The organism is Vibrio paucivorans (assembly GCF_054053395.1).
Map to the genome: position 1 here is coordinate 1,618,764 of NZ_CM133230.1, position 17,340 is coordinate 1,636,103.

18 protein-coding genes are annotated in these 17,340 nt (G+C 43.8%); 14 read left to right on the forward strand and 4 right to left on the reverse strand.

The window, feature by feature from the left end; genetic code table 11:
* Positions 1-247: 247 nt before the first annotated feature.
* The 10 genes from ccoN to uspE all read left to right on the forward strand — a co-directional run bounded on the left by ccoN (position 248) and on the right by uspE (position 9,198).
* Positions 248-1,675, forward strand: a complete 1,428-nt coding sequence (gene ccoN / locus ACXABW_RS07510) for a cytochrome-c oxidase, cbb3-type subunit I (RefSeq protein WP_252030750.1) — start codon at positions 248-250, stop codon at positions 1,673-1,675.
* 12 nt (positions 1,676-1,687) lie between these two features.
* Complete coding sequence (gene ccoO / locus ACXABW_RS07515; protein WP_252030752.1) at positions 1,688-2,308, forward strand: cytochrome-c oxidase, cbb3-type subunit II; 621 nt, start codon at positions 1,688-1,690, stop codon at positions 2,306-2,308.
* 10 nt (positions 2,309-2,318) lie between these two features.
* Complete coding sequence (locus tag ACXABW_RS07520) at positions 2,319-2,492, forward strand: cbb3-type cytochrome oxidase subunit 3 (RefSeq protein WP_252030753.1); 174 nt, start codon at positions 2,319-2,321, stop codon at positions 2,490-2,492.
* Positions 2,492-3,472: a cytochrome-c oxidase, cbb3-type subunit III gene (gene ccoP / locus ACXABW_RS07525; RefSeq protein ID WP_252030754.1), complete on the forward strand. Its 981-nt coding sequence runs from the start codon at positions 2,492-2,494 to the stop codon at positions 3,470-3,472. Before ACXABW_RS07520 ends, ccoP begins: the two co-directional genes overlap by 1 nt.
* Before the next feature lie 109 nt (positions 3,473-3,581).
* Entirely contained in the window at positions 3,582-4,061 is a 480-nt protein-coding gene (locus ACXABW_RS07530; protein WP_457524888.1) for a FixH family protein, read from the forward strand.
* A gap of 9 nt (positions 4,062-4,070) precedes the next feature.
* A complete protein-coding gene (locus tag ACXABW_RS07535; RefSeq protein ID WP_457524889.1) occupies positions 4,071-6,443 on the forward strand; it encodes a heavy metal translocating P-type ATPase in 2,373 nt (790 codons plus the stop codon).
* Complete coding sequence (gene ccoS, locus ACXABW_RS07540) at positions 6,444-6,608, forward strand: cbb3-type cytochrome oxidase assembly protein CcoS (protein WP_252027168.1); 165 nt, start codon at positions 6,444-6,446, stop codon at positions 6,606-6,608.
* On the forward strand, positions 6,608-7,282 hold the full coding sequence (locus ACXABW_RS07545) for a sulfite exporter TauE/SafE family protein (protein ID WP_457524890.1): 675 nt from the start codon (positions 6,608-6,610) through the stop codon (positions 7,280-7,282). The genes ccoS and ACXABW_RS07545 overlap by 1 nt, the downstream gene beginning before the upstream one ends.
* A gap of 88 nt (positions 7,283-7,370) precedes the next feature.
* A complete protein-coding gene (locus ACXABW_RS07550) occupies positions 7,371-8,120 on the forward strand; it encodes an FNR family transcription factor (protein WP_252027170.1) in 750 nt (249 codons plus the stop codon).
* Positions 8,121-8,250: 130 nt separating this feature from the next.
* Positions 8,251-9,198 (forward strand): universal stress protein UspE, encoded by a 948-nt coding sequence (uspE, locus tag ACXABW_RS07555; protein WP_265688393.1) that lies wholly within the window; start codon positions 8,251-8,253, stop codon positions 9,196-9,198.
* A 62-nt stretch (positions 9,199-9,260) separates the two neighbouring features.
* Here uspE and ttcA read toward each other — a convergent pair whose 3' ends face one another.
* Complete coding sequence (gene ttcA, locus ACXABW_RS07560) at positions 9,261-10,154, reverse strand: tRNA 2-thiocytidine(32) synthetase TtcA (protein WP_457524892.1); 894 nt, start codon at positions 10,152-10,154, stop codon at positions 9,261-9,263.
* A gap of 312 nt (positions 10,155-10,466) precedes the next feature.
* Between ttcA and ACXABW_RS07565 the strand changes: the two genes are divergently transcribed.
* Positions 10,467-11,858: an MATE family efflux transporter gene (locus ACXABW_RS07565; protein ID WP_457524893.1), complete on the forward strand. Its 1,392-nt coding sequence runs from the start codon at positions 10,467-10,469 to the stop codon at positions 11,856-11,858.
* Positions 11,859-11,914: 56 nt separating this feature from the next.
* On the opposite strand, the gene ACXABW_RS07570 is transcribed toward ACXABW_RS07565, so the two are convergent.
* The 3 genes from ACXABW_RS07570 to ACXABW_RS07580 are packed head-to-tail and all read right to left on the reverse strand — an operon-like array spanning position 11,915 to position 14,212.
* Positions 11,915-12,556, reverse strand: a complete 642-nt coding sequence (locus tag ACXABW_RS07570) for a DUF2987 domain-containing protein (protein WP_457524973.1) — start codon at positions 12,554-12,556, stop codon at positions 11,915-11,917.
* A 26-nt stretch (positions 12,557-12,582) separates the two neighbouring features.
* A complete protein-coding gene (locus tag ACXABW_RS07575) occupies positions 12,583-13,410 on the reverse strand; it encodes a glucosaminidase domain-containing protein (protein ID WP_457524895.1) in 828 nt (275 codons plus the stop codon).
* Positions 13,403-14,212, reverse strand: coding sequence for a DUF2189 domain-containing protein (locus tag ACXABW_RS07580; RefSeq protein ID WP_265688389.1), 810 nt, complete (start codon positions 14,210-14,212; stop codon positions 13,403-13,405). The genes ACXABW_RS07575 and ACXABW_RS07580 overlap by 8 nt, the downstream gene beginning before the upstream one ends.
* Before the next feature lie 310 nt (positions 14,213-14,522).
* Between ACXABW_RS07580 and potA the strand changes: the two genes are divergently transcribed.
* Genes potA through potC form a run of 3 tightly spaced genes read left to right on the forward strand, consistent with a single transcriptional unit; the run spans position 14,523 to position 17,288 of the window.
* Complete coding sequence (gene potA, locus ACXABW_RS07585; protein ID WP_286036636.1) at positions 14,523-15,677, forward strand: spermidine/putrescine ABC transporter ATP-binding protein PotA; 1,155 nt, start codon at positions 14,523-14,525, stop codon at positions 15,675-15,677.
* Positions 15,661-16,518: a spermidine/putrescine ABC transporter permease PotB gene (gene potB, locus ACXABW_RS07590; RefSeq protein WP_457524897.1), complete on the forward strand. Its 858-nt coding sequence runs from the start codon at positions 15,661-15,663 to the stop codon at positions 16,516-16,518. The genes potA and potB overlap by 17 nt, the downstream gene beginning before the upstream one ends.
* Positions 16,518-17,288, forward strand: coding sequence for a spermidine/putrescine ABC transporter permease PotC (potC, locus tag ACXABW_RS07595; protein WP_252027177.1), 771 nt, complete (start codon positions 16,518-16,520; stop codon positions 17,286-17,288). The genes potB and potC overlap by 1 nt, the downstream gene beginning before the upstream one ends.
* The last annotated feature ends 52 nt before the right edge of the window (positions 17,289-17,340 follow it).

Genomic DNA, 17,340 nt, shown 5'->3' on the forward strand with positions numbered 1-17,340 from the left:
TCTCCGTGTAACAAAGTTCAAAGTTTTGAAATAAAAGGCCAAAACCAGATGGAGTGTAAGGTTACTACTCTGTCATTGAAATGTTAATTCAAGTATAGTTGTCGGCTGAAAATGCCACTTTTATTTAAAATCGAAATGGAAATCGAATTTTCTGTAAAGATTTCAATTTTCAAGGGATTTGGGTGGCATTACGACATTTGTCGTGTTGGAAGTAAAGTGTAGTTAATTAAAAATTGGAAGCATGCAAATGAGCCAAGAAAAGCAGCTTGAACAAAACTACAACTATACGGTCGTTCGTCAGTTTACCCTCGTTACTATTTTGTGGGGAATTGTCGGTATGGCTGTTGGTGTTTTGATTGCCGCTCAATTAGTTTGGCCACAGCTAAACTTTGATACGCCGTGGTTGACGTACAGTCGCTTACGTCCTCTGCATACTAATGCGGTTATTTTTGCGTTTGGTACAAGTGCACTATTTGCAACATCTTATTATGTTGTACAGCGCACCTGTCAAACACGTTTATTTGGTGGCCCTCTTGTCGCCTTCACCTTCTGGGGATGGCAAGCGATTATTTTAGCCGCTGCAATCACACTACCATTGGGTTACACCTCTGGTAAGGAATATGCAGAGCTAGAATGGCCGATCGATATCGCTATCGCTATAGTTTGGGTCGCTTACGCTGTGGTGTTCTTTGGAACACTTATCAAGCGAAAAACCTCTCACATTTACGTAGCAAACTGGTTCTTCGGTGCCTTCATTATTACTGTTGCAGTTCTTCACATTGTAAATAGTATGGCTATCCCTGTTTCTTACGGGAAGTCTTACTCCATTTACTCAGGTGCAGTCGATGCAATGGTTCAATGGTGGTACGGTCACAACGCGGTAGGTTTCCTACTGACAGCTGGTTTCCTAGGTATGATGTACTACTTTGTACCTAAACAAGCAGAACGTCCGGTATACTCTTACCGTCTATCTATTGTCCACTTCTGGGCTTTAGTTTCTCTATATATTTGGGCTGGCCCTCACCACTTGCATTACACAGCGTTACCAGACTGGACTCAGTCTTTAGGTATGGTGATGTCTTTGGTTCTATTCGCTCCATCTTGGGGTGGTATGATCAACGGTATCATGACACTGTCTGGTGCTTGGCATAAGCTTCGCTACGACCCTATTCTACGTTTCCTAATTGTTTCTCTTTCTTTCTACGGCATGTCTACTTTTGAAGGCCCTATGATGTCGATTAAGACAGTGAACGCTCTATCTCACTACACAGACTGGACTATTGGTCACGTTCACTCTGGTGCGTTAGGTTGGGTTGCAATGGTATCTATCGGTTCGGTTTACCACTTAGTTCCACGTTTGTTCGGTCAAGAGCGTATGTACTCTGTTGGCCTAATCAACACGCACTTCTGGTTGGCAACGATTGGTACGGTTCTTTACATCGTAGCAATGTGGATTTCTGGTGTTATGCAAGGCCTAATGTGGCGTGCAGTTAACTCTGACGGCACACTAACATACAGCTTTGTTGAATCTGTACAAGCGTCTTACCCATTCTACTTTGTACGTTTCCTAGGTGGTTTCATCTTCCTAGCAGGTATGTTCCTAATGGCATACAACACGTACAAAACTGTTACAGCGCCAAAAGATAGCCTTAAAGCTATCCAGCAGCCAGCTTAAGGAGATTTAAGAATGAGTTCTAATTCGAATAATCGCCATGAAATCGTTGAACGTAACGTTGGTCTGCTAGCAATTCTGATCGTATTTGCAATCAGCTTAGGCGCACTTGTAGAAATCACGCCACTGATTTTCCAAAAACAAACGACTGAGCCTGTAGAGAACCTACGTGCTTACACAGCGTTAGAAATGGAAGGTCGTGATGTTTACATCCGTGAAGGTTGTAACGTTTGTCACAGCCAAATGATTCGCCCTTTCCGTTCGGAAACTGAACGTTACGGTCACTACTCTGTTGCAGGTGAGCACGTTTGGGAACACCCATTCCTATGGGGTTCTAAGCGTACAGGTCCAGATTTAGCACGTGTTGGCGGACGTTACTCAGATGAGTGGCACCGTGTTCACCTACTAGATCCACGTGAACTAGTACCTGAATCAAACATGCCAGCGTTCCCTTGGCTGGAAGAAAACGTATTGGATGGCAAATTGACTCAGAAGAAACTTGAGATCTTCCGTAATCAATTTGGTGTTCCATATACAGATGAACAAATCGCTAATGCGTCTAAAGATGTAGAAGGTAAAACCGAGATGGATGCCATCATCGCTTACCTTCAATCTCTTGGTCACGCAATGAAGTAAGGGGATGGTTATGGATATAGGTACTATTCACAGTATTTGGACCATCGTGTTGTTCGTTAGCTTTATCGGTGTTGTTTGGTGGGCATATGGCAAGAGCCGTAAGTCGCGCTTCGACGAGGCCGCTAATCTAGTCTTTGCTGACGAAGAACAAGCACCCTCAAAAGAAAAAGGAGTGACTAAGTAATGACTACTTTTTGGAGTCTTTGGATCATCGTAATCACCGTTGGTACATTACTTGGCTGTGCAGCAATTCTCCTTTGGTGTCTGAAAGATAAAACAGGCGTTGAAGAAGGTGCAGACATGGGCCATGAGTACGATGGTATTCGTGAGCTAAACAACCCACTACCTAAATGGTGGACGTATCTTTTCGTAAGTACATTTGTATTTGCCGCTATTTACCTAACGCTCTACCCTGGGCTAGGTAACTATAAGGGTCTATTGGGCTGGCAAAGTTCAGATCAGACAGTTCGTTCTTTAGAAGAGTCAAAAGCATCTATCGCTCGCGCTCAAGAGAACAAACAGCTGGTTCAGTATGCAAAAGAACTAGACGATGCAGATACGTACTTTGGTGAAGCATTTAAGAAGCTTGCGTACCAAGAAGATGGCGAAACACTTCGTTCTCTTCCTGAAATCGCAGAAGATTCTGAAGCAGTAAAAGTAGGTCAGCGCCTATTTTTGCAAAACTGTTCTCAGTGCCACGGTTCTGATGCTCGTGGTCAGAAAGGTTTCCCTAACCTAACTGATGATGCATGGTTATATGGCGGAGAGCCAGAAGCTATCATTACCACTGTAATGCAAGGCCGTATTGGTCAAATGCCTGCGTGGAAAGATGCGCTTGGTGAGCAAGGTGTAAAGGAAGTGGTAAGCTACACGCTAAGCCTTTCAGGCCGCTCAGTGAACGCGCGAGAAGCTGAAGCAGGTAAAGCTCGCTTCGTCGTATGTGCTGCGTGTCACGGTACAGATGGTAAGGGTAACCCTGCAGTTGGTGCTCCTGACCTAACAGACCAAGACTGGTTATTTGGCGGTTCTCGTGCAGAAGTAACAGAAACAGTAATGAACGGTCGTTCTGGTGTAATGCCGGCATGGAAGGACATCCTAGGTGAGGATAAAGTTCAACTCGTCTCTGCCTATGTCTGGAGCCTCAGTAACTCAGATAAAGAGTAACATAACAATAACAGCCCCTTTTTAAGGGGCTGTCTTTCTTTTACAGTTAAAGCCTTAAGTATTTGTAAAACATTAGTTTTATTTCATTGTATATATTGAGAATAATAATATGGAACAGCCTTGGTATAAGCAGTTTTGGCCCTGGTTTTTGCTCTTCCTAACCGTTGGTGTTTCGATGCTAACGTTGGTTCGAGTCGCGATACTTACTAACCATTCAGTTCACCTCGTTACTGAAGATTACTACAAGAAAGGTAAAGGTATTAATGTCAACATCTCAAGAGTCAACGTTACGAAAGAGTTAGGTCTTGAAGCAGAAGTCCGTTCGGACGGTAACTCAGTTGTAATTCAGTTTGATAAAGGCGAATTAGAGCACTACCCAGCGATCACCGCTATGTTTGCGCATCGTACCCTTCCAGATCATGATTTCACTAAGCTTGTTACGTCAGATGCTCGTGGTCAATATCGAATTACCCTCGATAACGAACTTCAGGGGCCATGGTTTATTGAGCTTACCCCACACGATGAACAGTGGTTAATTCAAGGCCGTGTTGAGTTTCCAACGCAGTCAGCCGTGCAACTATCAAACTAAGAAACGTCTATGTGTAAATCGTGTTATCACTGCGGTGAAGAAGTACCAGTCAACACGGACTACAATGTTGAAATCCTGGGTGAGCTAAGGGACATGTGTTGCCCAGGGTGCGAAACGGTCGCACAAACAATCGTAGAAAGTGGATTAGTCTCTTATTATCAATACCGCACGGCACCAGCAGAGAAAGCTGATTTAGTGCCTGAGCAACTTCAAGCTCTCATTCATTACGACAACGAGGAAGTCCAATCCGAATTTGTCCGCAATCAAGATGACCAAGTAGAAGTTACGCTTTCTTTAGAAGGTGTATCTTGTGCCGCATGCGCATGGTTGATAGAAAAACAAGTCGCCAGTAAGCCTGGCGTTTTGTCGATTCGCGTTAATACCACAACTAACCGAGCCATTCTGGCTTGGGATAAGAACAAAACACGCTTAAGTGAACTTCTCTCCGTTATCCACCGACTAGGATATAAAGCCGCTCCTTTTGAAGCTGACAAACAAGAAGCTGCCTATCACTACTCTATGAAGCAATACCTATATCGACTCGGTATTGCAGGCCTTGCGACTATGCAGGTCATGATGCTAGCTGTGGCTCTATATTTGGAAGTATTTGGCGATTTAGAACCTGAGTTTAAAAACTACTTTCGCTGGGTCAGCTTAATATTTGCGACGCCAGTAATGCTCTACTCTGCCCTCCCTTTCTACATTAATGCTTGGCGAAGTCTTCGAAGCCGTACGCTAGGAATGGATGTGCCCGTGTCTCTCGCAATGATATTCGCTTACTTTGCAAGTTTAGTTGCGACAGTTACTGAACAAGGCGAAGTATTCTTTGAATCTATTTCGATGTTTGCCTTTTTCTTGCTCGTTGGTCGTTTCTTGGAAATGCGTGCGAGAAGAAAAGCCGCCGCAGCGAGTGGCAACCTACTTAAATTGGTGCCTGCGATTGCAAATACCCTTGATGGCGAACAGATCGCGGTACGCTCTCTTAAAGTCGGAGATAGAATTCGAGTCTTGCCAGGCGAACACATTCCTGCTGATGGCAAAATAATCAGTGGCCGTGTTCACATCGATGAATCTATGCTGACTGGTGAGTCTGTGCCTGTTGTTAAACGGATTGGCGATGCCGTCTTTGCCGGGACCCTTAACGGTGAAGAGTCATTTGAACTCGAAGTGAGCTCAACTAAAGCAGATTCGATGATATCAAATATCGTTAGGCTTCAAGATGAAGCTCAAATGTCCAAACCTAAGATCGCTGAGATTGCGGATGTCGTTGCCCGTTATTTCGTGGCAGTCATTCTCGTGATCGCGGCATTTACGTGGTATTTCTGGCATGAGACTAGGCCAGATGACGCTTTCTGGATCATGCTGTCTGTGCTAGTCGCTACTTGTCCTTGTGCCCTTTCATTAGCCACGCCAACTGCACTAACTTGCGCCACATCACGAATGGGCAATTTCGGAATCCTGCTGCGTAAGGGGCATGTCTTTGAAACTTTGTGTAAGGTCAATCACCTTATTGTTGATAAAACCGGCACACTGACCCATGGCGATATCGAAATTTCGAACGTTGATACATTTGCAGACTTGGATGAGAAACAATGTTTAAAGCTCGCTGCAGCTCTTGAAGCGCATGCAAACCACCCAATAGCTCGTGCGTTCCGTGAGTACGATGATAAGTCGACACAATTGGAGAATGTACAAAATATCATTGGTTCTGGCCTGCAAGGCGAGTATCAAAATAAGTTGGTTAAGATTGGTAACGCTGCTTTTGCGCTCACCTCTCCAGTAAGCCCAGAAGCGAATAGTGTTTACCTATCTATTGACGGTGTTCACACAGCTACTTTTGTGTATCGAGACCCAATCCGCACAGAAAGTGAGAACTTCATTAATCAGTTCAAAGACGCAGGGATCAAAATATCGTTACTAACTGGTGACTCTGAACGCAATGCAAACTACGTCGCCGAAAGTATTGGTATCGACAATGTCATTGCCAATGCAAAGCCTAATGATAAGTTGGCTTACCTAAAATCACTCGATAGCAAAGAAGTCACCATGATGATTGGCGATGGTATCAATGATGCACCTACGCTAGCTGGCGCACACCTGTCGGTAGCAATGGGTGGCGGTACTGATGTGGCTAAAGCTTCTGCTGACATGGTTTTGCTTGGCGATAGGCTTGATCGTATTCTGCAGGCGAGAGAACTGGCGTTAAAGACACGAAAAATTATCCGTGAGAACTTGGCTTGGTCTTTAGGATATAACCTGTTGATCTTACCGCTAGCGGTTGCGGGTTTTGTTGCTCCTTATTTTGCGGTTGTAGGTATGTCTGCAAGCTCAATTATTGTAGTATCTAACTCTCTTCGCTTACTCAAAGAACAAGGAACATAAATGGAAAGCCTGTACATCCTGATACCCATTGCAATTGTACTCGTCTGTGTAGCTGTTGCGATTTTCCTTTGGGCTGTGAAAAGTGAACAATTCGAGGATCTTGAACGTCAAGGTCACAACATCTTGTTTGACGAAGACGACAAACAACCCGAGAACAAAAAGTAATGTCCGCAGATTGGCTAGCAGCATTTGGTATCGGATTAATTGGTGCTGGACATTGTGTCGGTATGTGTGGAGGGATAGCCTCAATGCTATCCCTTGGCCATGCGAAGCCCAACAAATGGACACCTTTGTTTTATAACATTGGCCGATTAACAAGCTACATGATTGCAGGTTTAGTCGTCGGTAGCGCCGTATCAACTTTAGCCCAAGTCAGCCAGTTATCCCACTCCCTCGCCTGGCTCCGCCTCTTTTCGGCTTTGTTCATGATCGCACTAGCTCTGTACATTGGCCGTTGGTGGTTTGGATTACTGCATGTCGAAAAGCTAGGTAAATCGCTTTGGAAATACCTTTCCCCTATCGGTGGTAAGTTCTTACCACTGCGTTCTCCGGCTCATGCCATTCCATTTGGTTTTATTTGGGGATGGCTTCCCTGTGGCTTGGTGTACTCGACATTGACTTGGGCAGCCGTGTCCGGAAGCGCTTTTGGTGGAGCTATGGTCATGCTTTCTTTTGGACTAGGAACACTACCAGCAATGTTGTTTGTTGGTTATGGTGCGGAAAAGATCAAGTCACTCCAACAGTCAAAGTGGTTCCGTAATATTGGTGCACTTTGTATCCTTTTGTACGGTGTTTACACCGCATTCGATTCTTTGATCATACTATCAGTAAGTTTTTAACTCGATGACTCTACATACTTTTTTTCACTACCCTTTAGGGCTAATGAGTGTTAAAATATTGATGTATATCAAATAGTGAAAGGTTGTTATGATTTCTGAAAAACCTGCTACAAAACGCATCCAATCGGGTGGTTGTGCTATCCATTGTCAAGACTGCAGTATTAGCCAACTTTGTATCCCGTTCACGCTAAATGAGTCCGAATTAGACCAGCTCGATCAAATTATCGAGCGTAAGAAACCTATTCAAAAAGGACAAGAGCTTTTTAAAGCGGGCGATGAACTCAAATCACTTTACGCTATTCGTTCTGGCACAATAAAAAGCTACACAATCACTGAACAGGGTGACGAGCAAATCACTGCGTTCCACCTTGCGGGCGATTTAGTGGGCTTCGACGCTATTACGGGTGATGCTCACCCTAGTTTTGCTCAAGCGCTTGAGACATCAATGGTCTGTGAAATCCCATACGAGATTTTGGACGACCTGTCAGGTAAAATGCCGAAGCTTCGTCAACAAATCATGCGTTTAATGAGTAACGAGATTAAAGGTGACCAGGAAATGATTCTTCTGCTTTCGAAGAAGAATGCAGAGGAGCGTTTAGCTGCTTTCCTTTACAATCTTTCAACTCGTTTTTCTCAACGAGGCTTCAGCCCACGTGAGTTCCGATTGACAATGACACGTGGTGATATTGGTAACTACCTAGGTTTAACTGTAGAAACAATCAGCCGTTTGTTAGGTCGTTTCCAGAAATCTGAAATTTTGAGTGTGAAAGGCAAATACATCACAATTTTAGACCACCCAGCACTTATGGAACTTGCTGGCGTATCTACAGAATCATAAGTAACTTCAATGATGTAGCTCTAAAATGAGCTACATCATACTTCTCCTAGTTTTCCTTTCTTTTTTCTAATACTCTCGATCTAATTACGCTACATTAGGTATATAAACTCCTCAAACCTTAGGAGATATGATGAGTATTTATAGCAAAATCCTAGTTGTCGCCGACATCAATCATGACGAGCAGCCTGCGCTTGCTCGAGCTATTCAACTTGCTCAAAAGAGTACTTCGACCAGTAAGGTCACTTTCTTCCTTTCGATCTATGATTTTTCCTATGACATGACGTCAATGCTTTCTATCGACGAAAGAGATGCGATGCGTCGTGGTGTCATCCATCAACGTGAGCAGTGGATGAGAAAAGTTGCTGAGCCTTACGTATGTGATGGTATCGAGTTTGATGTCAAAGTGGTTTGGCATAACCGTCCGTACGAAGCCATTATTGCAGAAGTGTTCGCCGGCTCTCACGATATTGTGATAAAGGGAACACGTAAACATGATGTGCTTGAATCGGTCATCTTCACACCTACAGATTGGCATTTATTACGCAAATGCCCTTCCCCAGTACTGTTGGTTAAAAACTCAGATTGGCCAGAAGATGCAAATATCATTGCGTCTGTTCATGTCGGCTCGGAAAACGACACTCATATTGATTTAAACGACCGTATGGTTGAGCAGCTAAACAGCTTGAGTTCTCGCCTCAATGCCTCGCCTTATTTAGTTAACGCCTACCCGGTTACTCCGGCGAATATTACCATCGAGCTACCTGAGTTTGACCCAACGACCTACACTGATGCCGTTCGTGGTCACCACTTAACTTCAATGAAAGCACTCAGACAGAAACATGGCTACGATGAGGAGAAGACGATTGTAGAGCAAGGTTTGCCAGAGGATGTTATCCCTGAGGTGGCAGAGAAACTCAATGCCGCAATGGTGATCTTGGGAACCACAGGCCGTACGGGGTTATCTGCAGTGTTTATTGGTAACACAGCCGAGCACGTCATTGATAAGATCAACTGTGATGTACTCGCGCTAAAACCAAATGGCTATGTCAGCCCACTCGATCCGCAAACAGCAACCTAAATCGCTGGCGAGATTAGTCGAAAAGAAAAAGGAAGATAACTTTGTTATCTTCCTTTTTAGCTTTATACGTTGGTAACGTCGATAAACAGTGATTCATCAATATTGGTTGATGATACTGTTGCCTCACTGAATTCGTATTCTTCCCTATCACCTTGCCTATCTAGTGGTAAGTTAACGAAGTCGAACAGTTCTTTATCTGCCAACTGACTCGGGCTAACGTTTTGAATCGATTTAAAAATTGCTTCAACACGCCCTGGCGTTTTCTTATCCCAATCGATAAGCATTGCTTTGATGGACTGACGCTGTAAGTTTTCTTGGGAACCACATAAATTACATGGAATGATCGGAAACGCTTTATGTTCAGCGTACTTGATGAGATCTTTTTCTCGACAATATGTTAATGGTCGAATAACTACGTTTCTGCCGTCATCAGAACGCAATTTCGGCGGCATTGCCTTTAAGCGTGAACCGTGGAACATGTTCAGAAACATAGTTTCTACAATGTCATCCATGTGATGACCTAGTGCTAACTTAGTTGCACCAATCTTTTCAGCGAATGAGTACAGTGTGCCACGACGTAGTCGAGAACACAGACCACATGTCGTTTTCCCTTCTGGAATTTTCTCACGAACAACGGAGTATGTATCTTTATCTACGATGTAGTAAGGAATGTTAAGCGTTTCAAAGTAATCAGGAAGAATGTGTTCAGGAAACCCTGGTTGCTTTTGATCTAAGTTAACCGCAACAACTTCGAACTTAATCGGAGCCGCTTTCTGTAAGTTAAGCAGAATGTCCAGCATCGCAAATGAATCTTTACCACCACTGATACACGCCATGACAACATCACCTTCTTCGATCATGTTGTATTCTGTAATGGCATTACCCACATTTCTTCTTAGACGCTTTTGAAGTTTGTTGAATTCTAGGGTTTCTTTTCTTGTATCTACTTGGTTCATCGCGAGCTCTCACATTGCCATAGATGGCAGTATGACTTCCTAACATGGTTAATTGGGGCGTGGATTATACGAGCTTTTTTCATAGGATTAAATGGCTGGGCTTGGTAATCACTCGATTATTTGCCCTACCATTGATTTGGCATAGCTCATGTAGCAGCAACTCATCTAATGAAGTAAACGATTTGTAAACAGTTAAACTAGTTGAACCTAGTTAGAAAACTTCGTATATTTCGCTTGTCCTTCGGGCACACCCTACAATGTACGTCGCCATCCCGCTTCCATTGGTACATTGATATTGGTGTTTCTATCTTCATGCAAAACACACCTACATACTTCACTCGTTTTTATAAAGAATCGGGCGCTTTACTTCATCTGTCGATCCCTATCATTTTGATGCAACTCGCGACGCAGTCCATGGGATTCGTTGATACAACAATGGCTGGTCAAGTCAGTGCGGAAGACCTCGCAGCCATCGCCCTTGGTACTAGCCTTTGGTTACCGGTTTCATTAATCCTTCGCGGTATCATTATGGCTCTAACTCCGGTTGTTGCGTATCATCGAGGAGCTCAGAAGACAGATAAAATTCGAGCAGCCGTGATTCAAATGTTGTGGCTTTCATTTTTTGTTAGCGTCTGTTTGATTGTCTACTTGGCCTCTGGAGAGTTCATTCTTACCAGTTTGGGCGTTGCTAATGAGATCATTCCTATAGCGAGTGATTACGTAGTTGCCCTCGCCTTTGGTGTTCCAGGTATTGCCTTGTTTTACACCCTCAACGGCTTTTGTGAAGGAATGAACAATACCCGCGCTCCTATGATCATTTCTGTTATCGGCTTGCTTGTTAACATTCCGGTAAATTACATTTTGATCTACGGTGAATTTGGGATGCCAGCCCTTGGTGCAGTTGGTTGTGGTTGGGCAACAAGTTTGGTTTATTGGATGATGTCTGGGTTGCTGTTTGGATACATTAAAGGCCATCATCATTATAAAAAGGTGATTCACTTTAAGCAGGCGAAACCATCTTTTTCCCAGATTATGCAGCTATTGAAACTGGGCATGCCTATCGGGTTGAACATCGCAATCTGTGGCAGTATTTTCGCGGTGATTGCGCTTTTAATTGGTAGAATCGGGGCCGAAAACGTCGCAGCTGCGCAAATCGCCCTCAACATATCCAGTATGACTTATATGATACCGATGAGCCTTTCATTTGGTATCACGATAAGAGTTGGTCACGCTCTTGGCGAACAAAAACAATCTCTTGCGTCTGAACGAAGCAAAGTCGGTGTTATTACTGCTGCACTTATGTCATTAATTTCAATCGCAGGGTTTCTACTCTTCCCTGATTGGATTATTCGCTTGTATACCACTGATCCTGCTGTGTCAGCGACCGCGGCGACCTTGTTAGTATTCACAGCTATGTACCAGTTTAGTGACGCCCTGCAAACATCAGCAAACGGTGCTTTACGTGGCTATAAAGACACTAAAGTACCCATGATTTTAGCCGTCCTCGCATACTGGGGATTAGCATTACCACTGGGTATGATACTGGGCCTAACAGACTACATCGTCCCAGCGATGGGCGAGCAAGGGTTCTGGATTGGTATTGTGACCGGTTTGTCGACAGCAGCGATTGCAATGCTGATTCGGTTAGCCTCTATCGTTAAGCGCAACCAAGATATGAGTACCCCTGCGGTGGCGACCTCTTAAGAGCAAATACAACACGAGTCATAATAAAAAGGGCCACATTCAGTGGCCCTTTTTATTTAGTTTTCTTTCGGAATATAGGGTAGAACACGAATCGTCGCTTCAGGAAGCGTCATTGTTCCGCCCTCACCTAATTCTGCTAACGCGACTTGAACTTTGCCATCAACGATTGCTTTGGTTTCGCCGCTCGAAAGTTTTATCGATGAGTTTAGGTTATCGGCAAACTCCAAAGTTACGCCAGTGACATCCGGGGTAAACCAACTCGCAAACATACCTCCTAACTGCTCAAGCATGACTTGCATTTGTGGCAGTAAGCTTTCAACTTGCTTGTAGCTGACTTCACCTTCCATCGCTTCTTTAGTCATCACAACCATAGAAAAATCACATTGCTGGTTATCTGGAGTATGCACAAAGACCAGTGGGTTCGCCGATCGAAGGTTGCTATCTAGTGGCACAATAACTTCATTTGAAGGAGATATTTTCAACTCTTCATAGTGCTCTTCTTTTTCCATCCACGCTTTTTCGATGCTACACAACTGCTGGCTTACAGGGTCAAGAAAGAAAAAGCCAACCTTAACATCATCGTGGCCTTCCTTTGCATTCTGTTTCATGTGTGTATAAAGCTTCGAATACGTGAACATGTATTCTTGGGCAGACGCCGGCATCGCAGATGCTAGACTTACCGAAGCTGCCACTAACATCGCTGGCAGCGTCTTTTTTATTATCATTATTGTTGTGTCCAATATTTGTTATTGTGGCGAATCATCGCTTGTAGGTCGTCGACATAGTCTTGTCCGCGTTCAGAGTAAGCTAATAAACCGTCTGTAAGTGCAGTTGCAGTCGCTACGCTGAGCAAGTCTTCTCCTGCTAAATGCCTTTGATAGCGTATTTCACGCAAATCGTGGTACGCAGCGTTGCGGTTTACATTCATGAAGTAACCATGAATTGACTGTTGGACCGAGTCGAATTTAGCCACTTCATGCGTCATGCCTTCGCTACGTTGTAACGGGACAAGACCACAGCCTTTAGAATAACACCACTGACCAAAGTAGTTGTTGGCCTGCTCGGCAAAACGAGAAGTTCCCCACGCCGATTCGTTTGCGGCCTGCGTGAGAACCAGAGCTTCTGGTAATACGTCAACACGGTGTAGCATCTTATCGACCCATTCACCATCGACCCCTGAAGCTGGGACGTTAACCCGATACAACTTACCTAAACGCTTTGCATAGGCGTTATCTTCGCCGTTGAGTTCATTATCTAATAGGTGCTGCTGAATTTGCTCTAACCTTTTTCGCTCTTTAAGAACTCGTTGGTTTTCTAGTTCAATACCAGGCCTTAGGGCGGAGAAAAATCGGGATTTTTTCTCATCTACACTAATAACGGGTTCTGCTTTCTTAACCACCTTTGGTTGTTCTGGCTTTTCAACCTGTTCTAATTTCTGGGCTGCTTTTTTCTTTTCGCGCTCTTCGGCATATCGTTCTTCGTAGTCTTGTGCAATATACAAACTACCACCAACAAACAGACCGGCAGCGGCGATACCAATTACTTTACGCATCGAACACCTGTGAAGATTTGTTGTTATTGTTTTGGTCATCATCGTTAGACTGATCGCTTGCGACAATCTTCAACTTAATTCCGAACATGTTGCGGTAAACAATACCTTTTACATGGAAGAAAAATGGCACGACAAAAATTAATCCGATTCCATAGAACATGGCAGCCACAACAAACATCAAAGTGACCATCAGATAAATGCCCGCCAATACCAAAATCTTCTTGTTTACGGCGCGCAGTGATAGCAGCAAAGACTGCATTGGTGGAATGCGTTTTTCACAAATCAGTAGAATTGAGTTGCTGAATGCCAAAGACAAGTACATAGAGAGGAATGGCAAAATCATACCAGCTATACCCTGGAGCATCAGGCTAAATAGCGTTGCTAAAATGACAGGGATAGTGAACTGCAGCCCTTTAGCAATATGTCTAGGTTTGGTTTGTAGCCCCGCAGCGTGGCTCATAGCCATTAGGCTCACACCCGCATAGATCGGCGCACTGACCACTTCATAACTAAAGTTAGCAACGAAAATCGCCTCTACAATTCGAGAATCAAACGCTTCAGGGTTTGTCAGGGCATCTAGAATCATCCCCGGGTTACCCAACTGCAATTTAAGAGCAATGTAGAAAATACCTAACTGTACAAATAGCAGCGCAATAATTGCTGGAGAAAAAGACAGGAAGTTTTTAATGGTGTAGCCCCAAGCCTCTTTAAATACGTCTCCGGCTTTTAGTTCGTAATCCCCGGATAAGGCTCGCTCTACACTACCGCCTAAGTTGAAATCTTTCTCGATGTCATTATTCATTATTGGGTCCAAGGTCAATCTTCTTTAGAAGAGCCCTAAGTTGTTGATAAAAAATTGGAGTCATTATACTCAATTGTCCTAAACACTAAAATCCGATTACTTATATCGGCTTGCTTTATCTCTTAGTTGGCTGATAATTAACCACTAAACTAACTTAATAAAGCGTAATTTGGGCATAAAATCAGTATGGTAAAAAATGTTTACTTTTACCTGCAAAAAATTTTCTGTTTCAAGATAAGAAAATGCTTTGAATTCACACTTTTGGTGATTATGATGCGCGCCTCAAAAGTGTATAACTACAGGTCACAATTTGGGGTACCCAAAAGACCAAGGTGGAGAAAAACAGACATTGAACGCTAAACAAAAAGCAGGACAACCTGTTATTCGATTAACAGGTATCAGTAAAAGCTTCGATGGTAAGGAAATCATCGGCAATTTGAATCTTGATGTTAACCATGGTGAATTCCTAACCATATTAGGCCCATCTGGTTGTGGTAAAACTACGGTGCTTCGAATGATCGCCGGATTTGAGTCTGCAGACAGCGGCCAAATCACCCTAGCGGATCAAGATGTTACACAGCTACCTGCTGAACAAAGGCACGTCAATACTGTTTTTCAGAGCTATGCGCTTTTCCCACATATGACCGTTTTTGAAAACGTCGCGTTTGGATTGCGCATGCAAAAAGTGCCAAACGACGAGATCGAGCCTCGTGTGATGGAAGCATTACGCATGGTACGTTTGGAAAAAATGGCGCAACGTAAACCACATCAACTTTCAGGTGGTCAACAACAGCGTATCGCGATTGCGCGAGCTGTGGTCAATAAACCAAAAGTACTACTACTTGACGAATCACTTTCTGCGTTGGACTACAAACTGCGCAAACAGATGCAAATCGAGCTTAAACAGTTGCAACGTCAGTTGGGTATTACATTCATCTTTGTAACCCACGACCAAGAAGAAGCACTGTCCATGTCAGATCGCATCATCGTAATGCGTGAAGGTGTGATCGAACAAGACGGCTCACCACGTGAAATCTACGAAGAGCCTAAAAACCTGTTTGTTGCTCGTTTCATTGGTGAAATTAACGTGTTCAATGCAACGACTATCGAACGCATTGATGAAAAACGAATTAAAGCCAGCATTGAAGGTGTTGAGTCTGTTGTATACCACGACAAGCCAGTAACAAGTGGCGATAAGCTACAAGTATTGCTTCGCCCTGAAGACTTGCGTATAGAAGAAATCAAAGAGTCTGAAGAGAAAGGCATTGTTGGTCACGTAACCGAGCGTACTTATAAAGGTATGACACTTGATTCCGTCATCGAACTTGAATCAGGTATGCGTGTGATGGTGAGCGAATTCTTCAACGAAGATGATCCTGATGTGGACCACTCTCTCGGACAAAAAGTCGCAATCACGTGGGTCGAAAGCTGGGAAGTGGTGCTAAAAGATGAGCAACAAGTTTAATCTACAAAATGCCATTATCGCGCTGATTGTCGGTTGGCTAACACTGTTCGTGTTAGTTCCAAACGTCATGATCATCGGAACAAGTTTTCTGACTCGTGACGAAGCGAACCTCATCGAGATGACGTTCACGCTTGATAATTACGCTCGATTAATGGATCCGCTCTACGCTAAGGTTCTGTGGCACTCGTTCTACATGGCTATCGTAGCGACGCTGCTGTGTTTAGTTATCGGTTACCCGTTCGCTTATATCGTTGCGAAAATGCCAGCGAAATGGCGCCCTATTATGCTGTTTTTGGTGATTGTTCCTTTTTGGACCAACTCACTTATCCGTACTTATGGGCTTAAGATCGTACTCGGTACACAAGGCGTACTTAACAAAAGCTTAATAGCATTAGACATCATCGAGAAACCGATGCGTCTTATGTACACAGAGACAGCAGTGATGATTGGTTTGGTATACATCCTACTGCCTTTCATGATTCTGCCTCTCTACTCAGCGATAGAAAAACTGGATCATACCTACATTGAAGCCGCTCGTGACTTAGGCGCGAACAAGTTACAAACACTCACTAAAGTCATTTTGCCACTGACAATGCCTGGCATCATCGGCGGTTGTTTGCTTGTGCTGCTGCCAGCGTTGGGAATGTTCTACATTTCAGATTTATTAGGCGGTGCGAAGAACCTATTGATCGGTAACGTGATTAAGAGCCAAGTACTCAATGCGCGAGATTGGCCATTTGGTGCTGCGACTAGTATTGCACTAACGGTCGCCATGGCGATCATGCTGTATGCCTACTATCGAGCTGGTAAGTTGTTGAATAAGAAAGTGGAGCTGGACTAATGGGACGTACGATTAGATTTAGCTTTATGACATTGGTCTACGCGTTTCTTTATTTGCCAATCATCGTGCTGATTGTTAACTCATTTAATGCCAACAAATTTGGTATGAAATGGGGCGGCTTTACCACGAAATGGTACGAAACATTAATTAATAACGATAGCCTAATGCAGGCTGCGTGGCACTCTTTAAACGTTGCCGTATTCTCTGCAACTGCTGCGACCATAATTGGTAGCTTAACGGCCGTTGCCCTATTCCGTTACCAATTTAAAGGTAAAGGTGCCGTAAACGGTATGCTGTTTGTTGTGATGATGTCTCCAGATATCGTAATGGCCATCTCGTTGTTAGCACTGTTTCTCGTACTGGGTGCTCAATTAGGTTTCTTTACTTTGTTGATTGCGCACATTACGTTCTGCTTACCGTTTGTGGTGGTCACGGTTTACAGCCGGCTCAATGGTTTCGACGTCAAAATGCTAGAAGCGGCAAAAGACTTAGGTGCCAGTGAATGGGTAATCTTGAAGCAGATTATTCTACCCCTTGCCAAGCCAGCGGTTGCTGCAGGTTGGCTACTAAGTTTCACCCTGTCACTTGATGATGTAATCATCAGTTCATTTGTGACTGGGCCAACATATGAAATTCTACCGTTGAAGATTTACTCAATGGTTAAGGTGGGCATTTCTCCAGAGGTGAATGCTCTTGCAACAGTGATGTTGATTGTTTCTCTTATCTTGGTCATAACGTCTCAGTTATTGGCCAGAGACAAAGTGAAGTAACGCAATAATCACTGTAATGACAAGACAGAATGGCCAAGGTCATTCTGTTTTT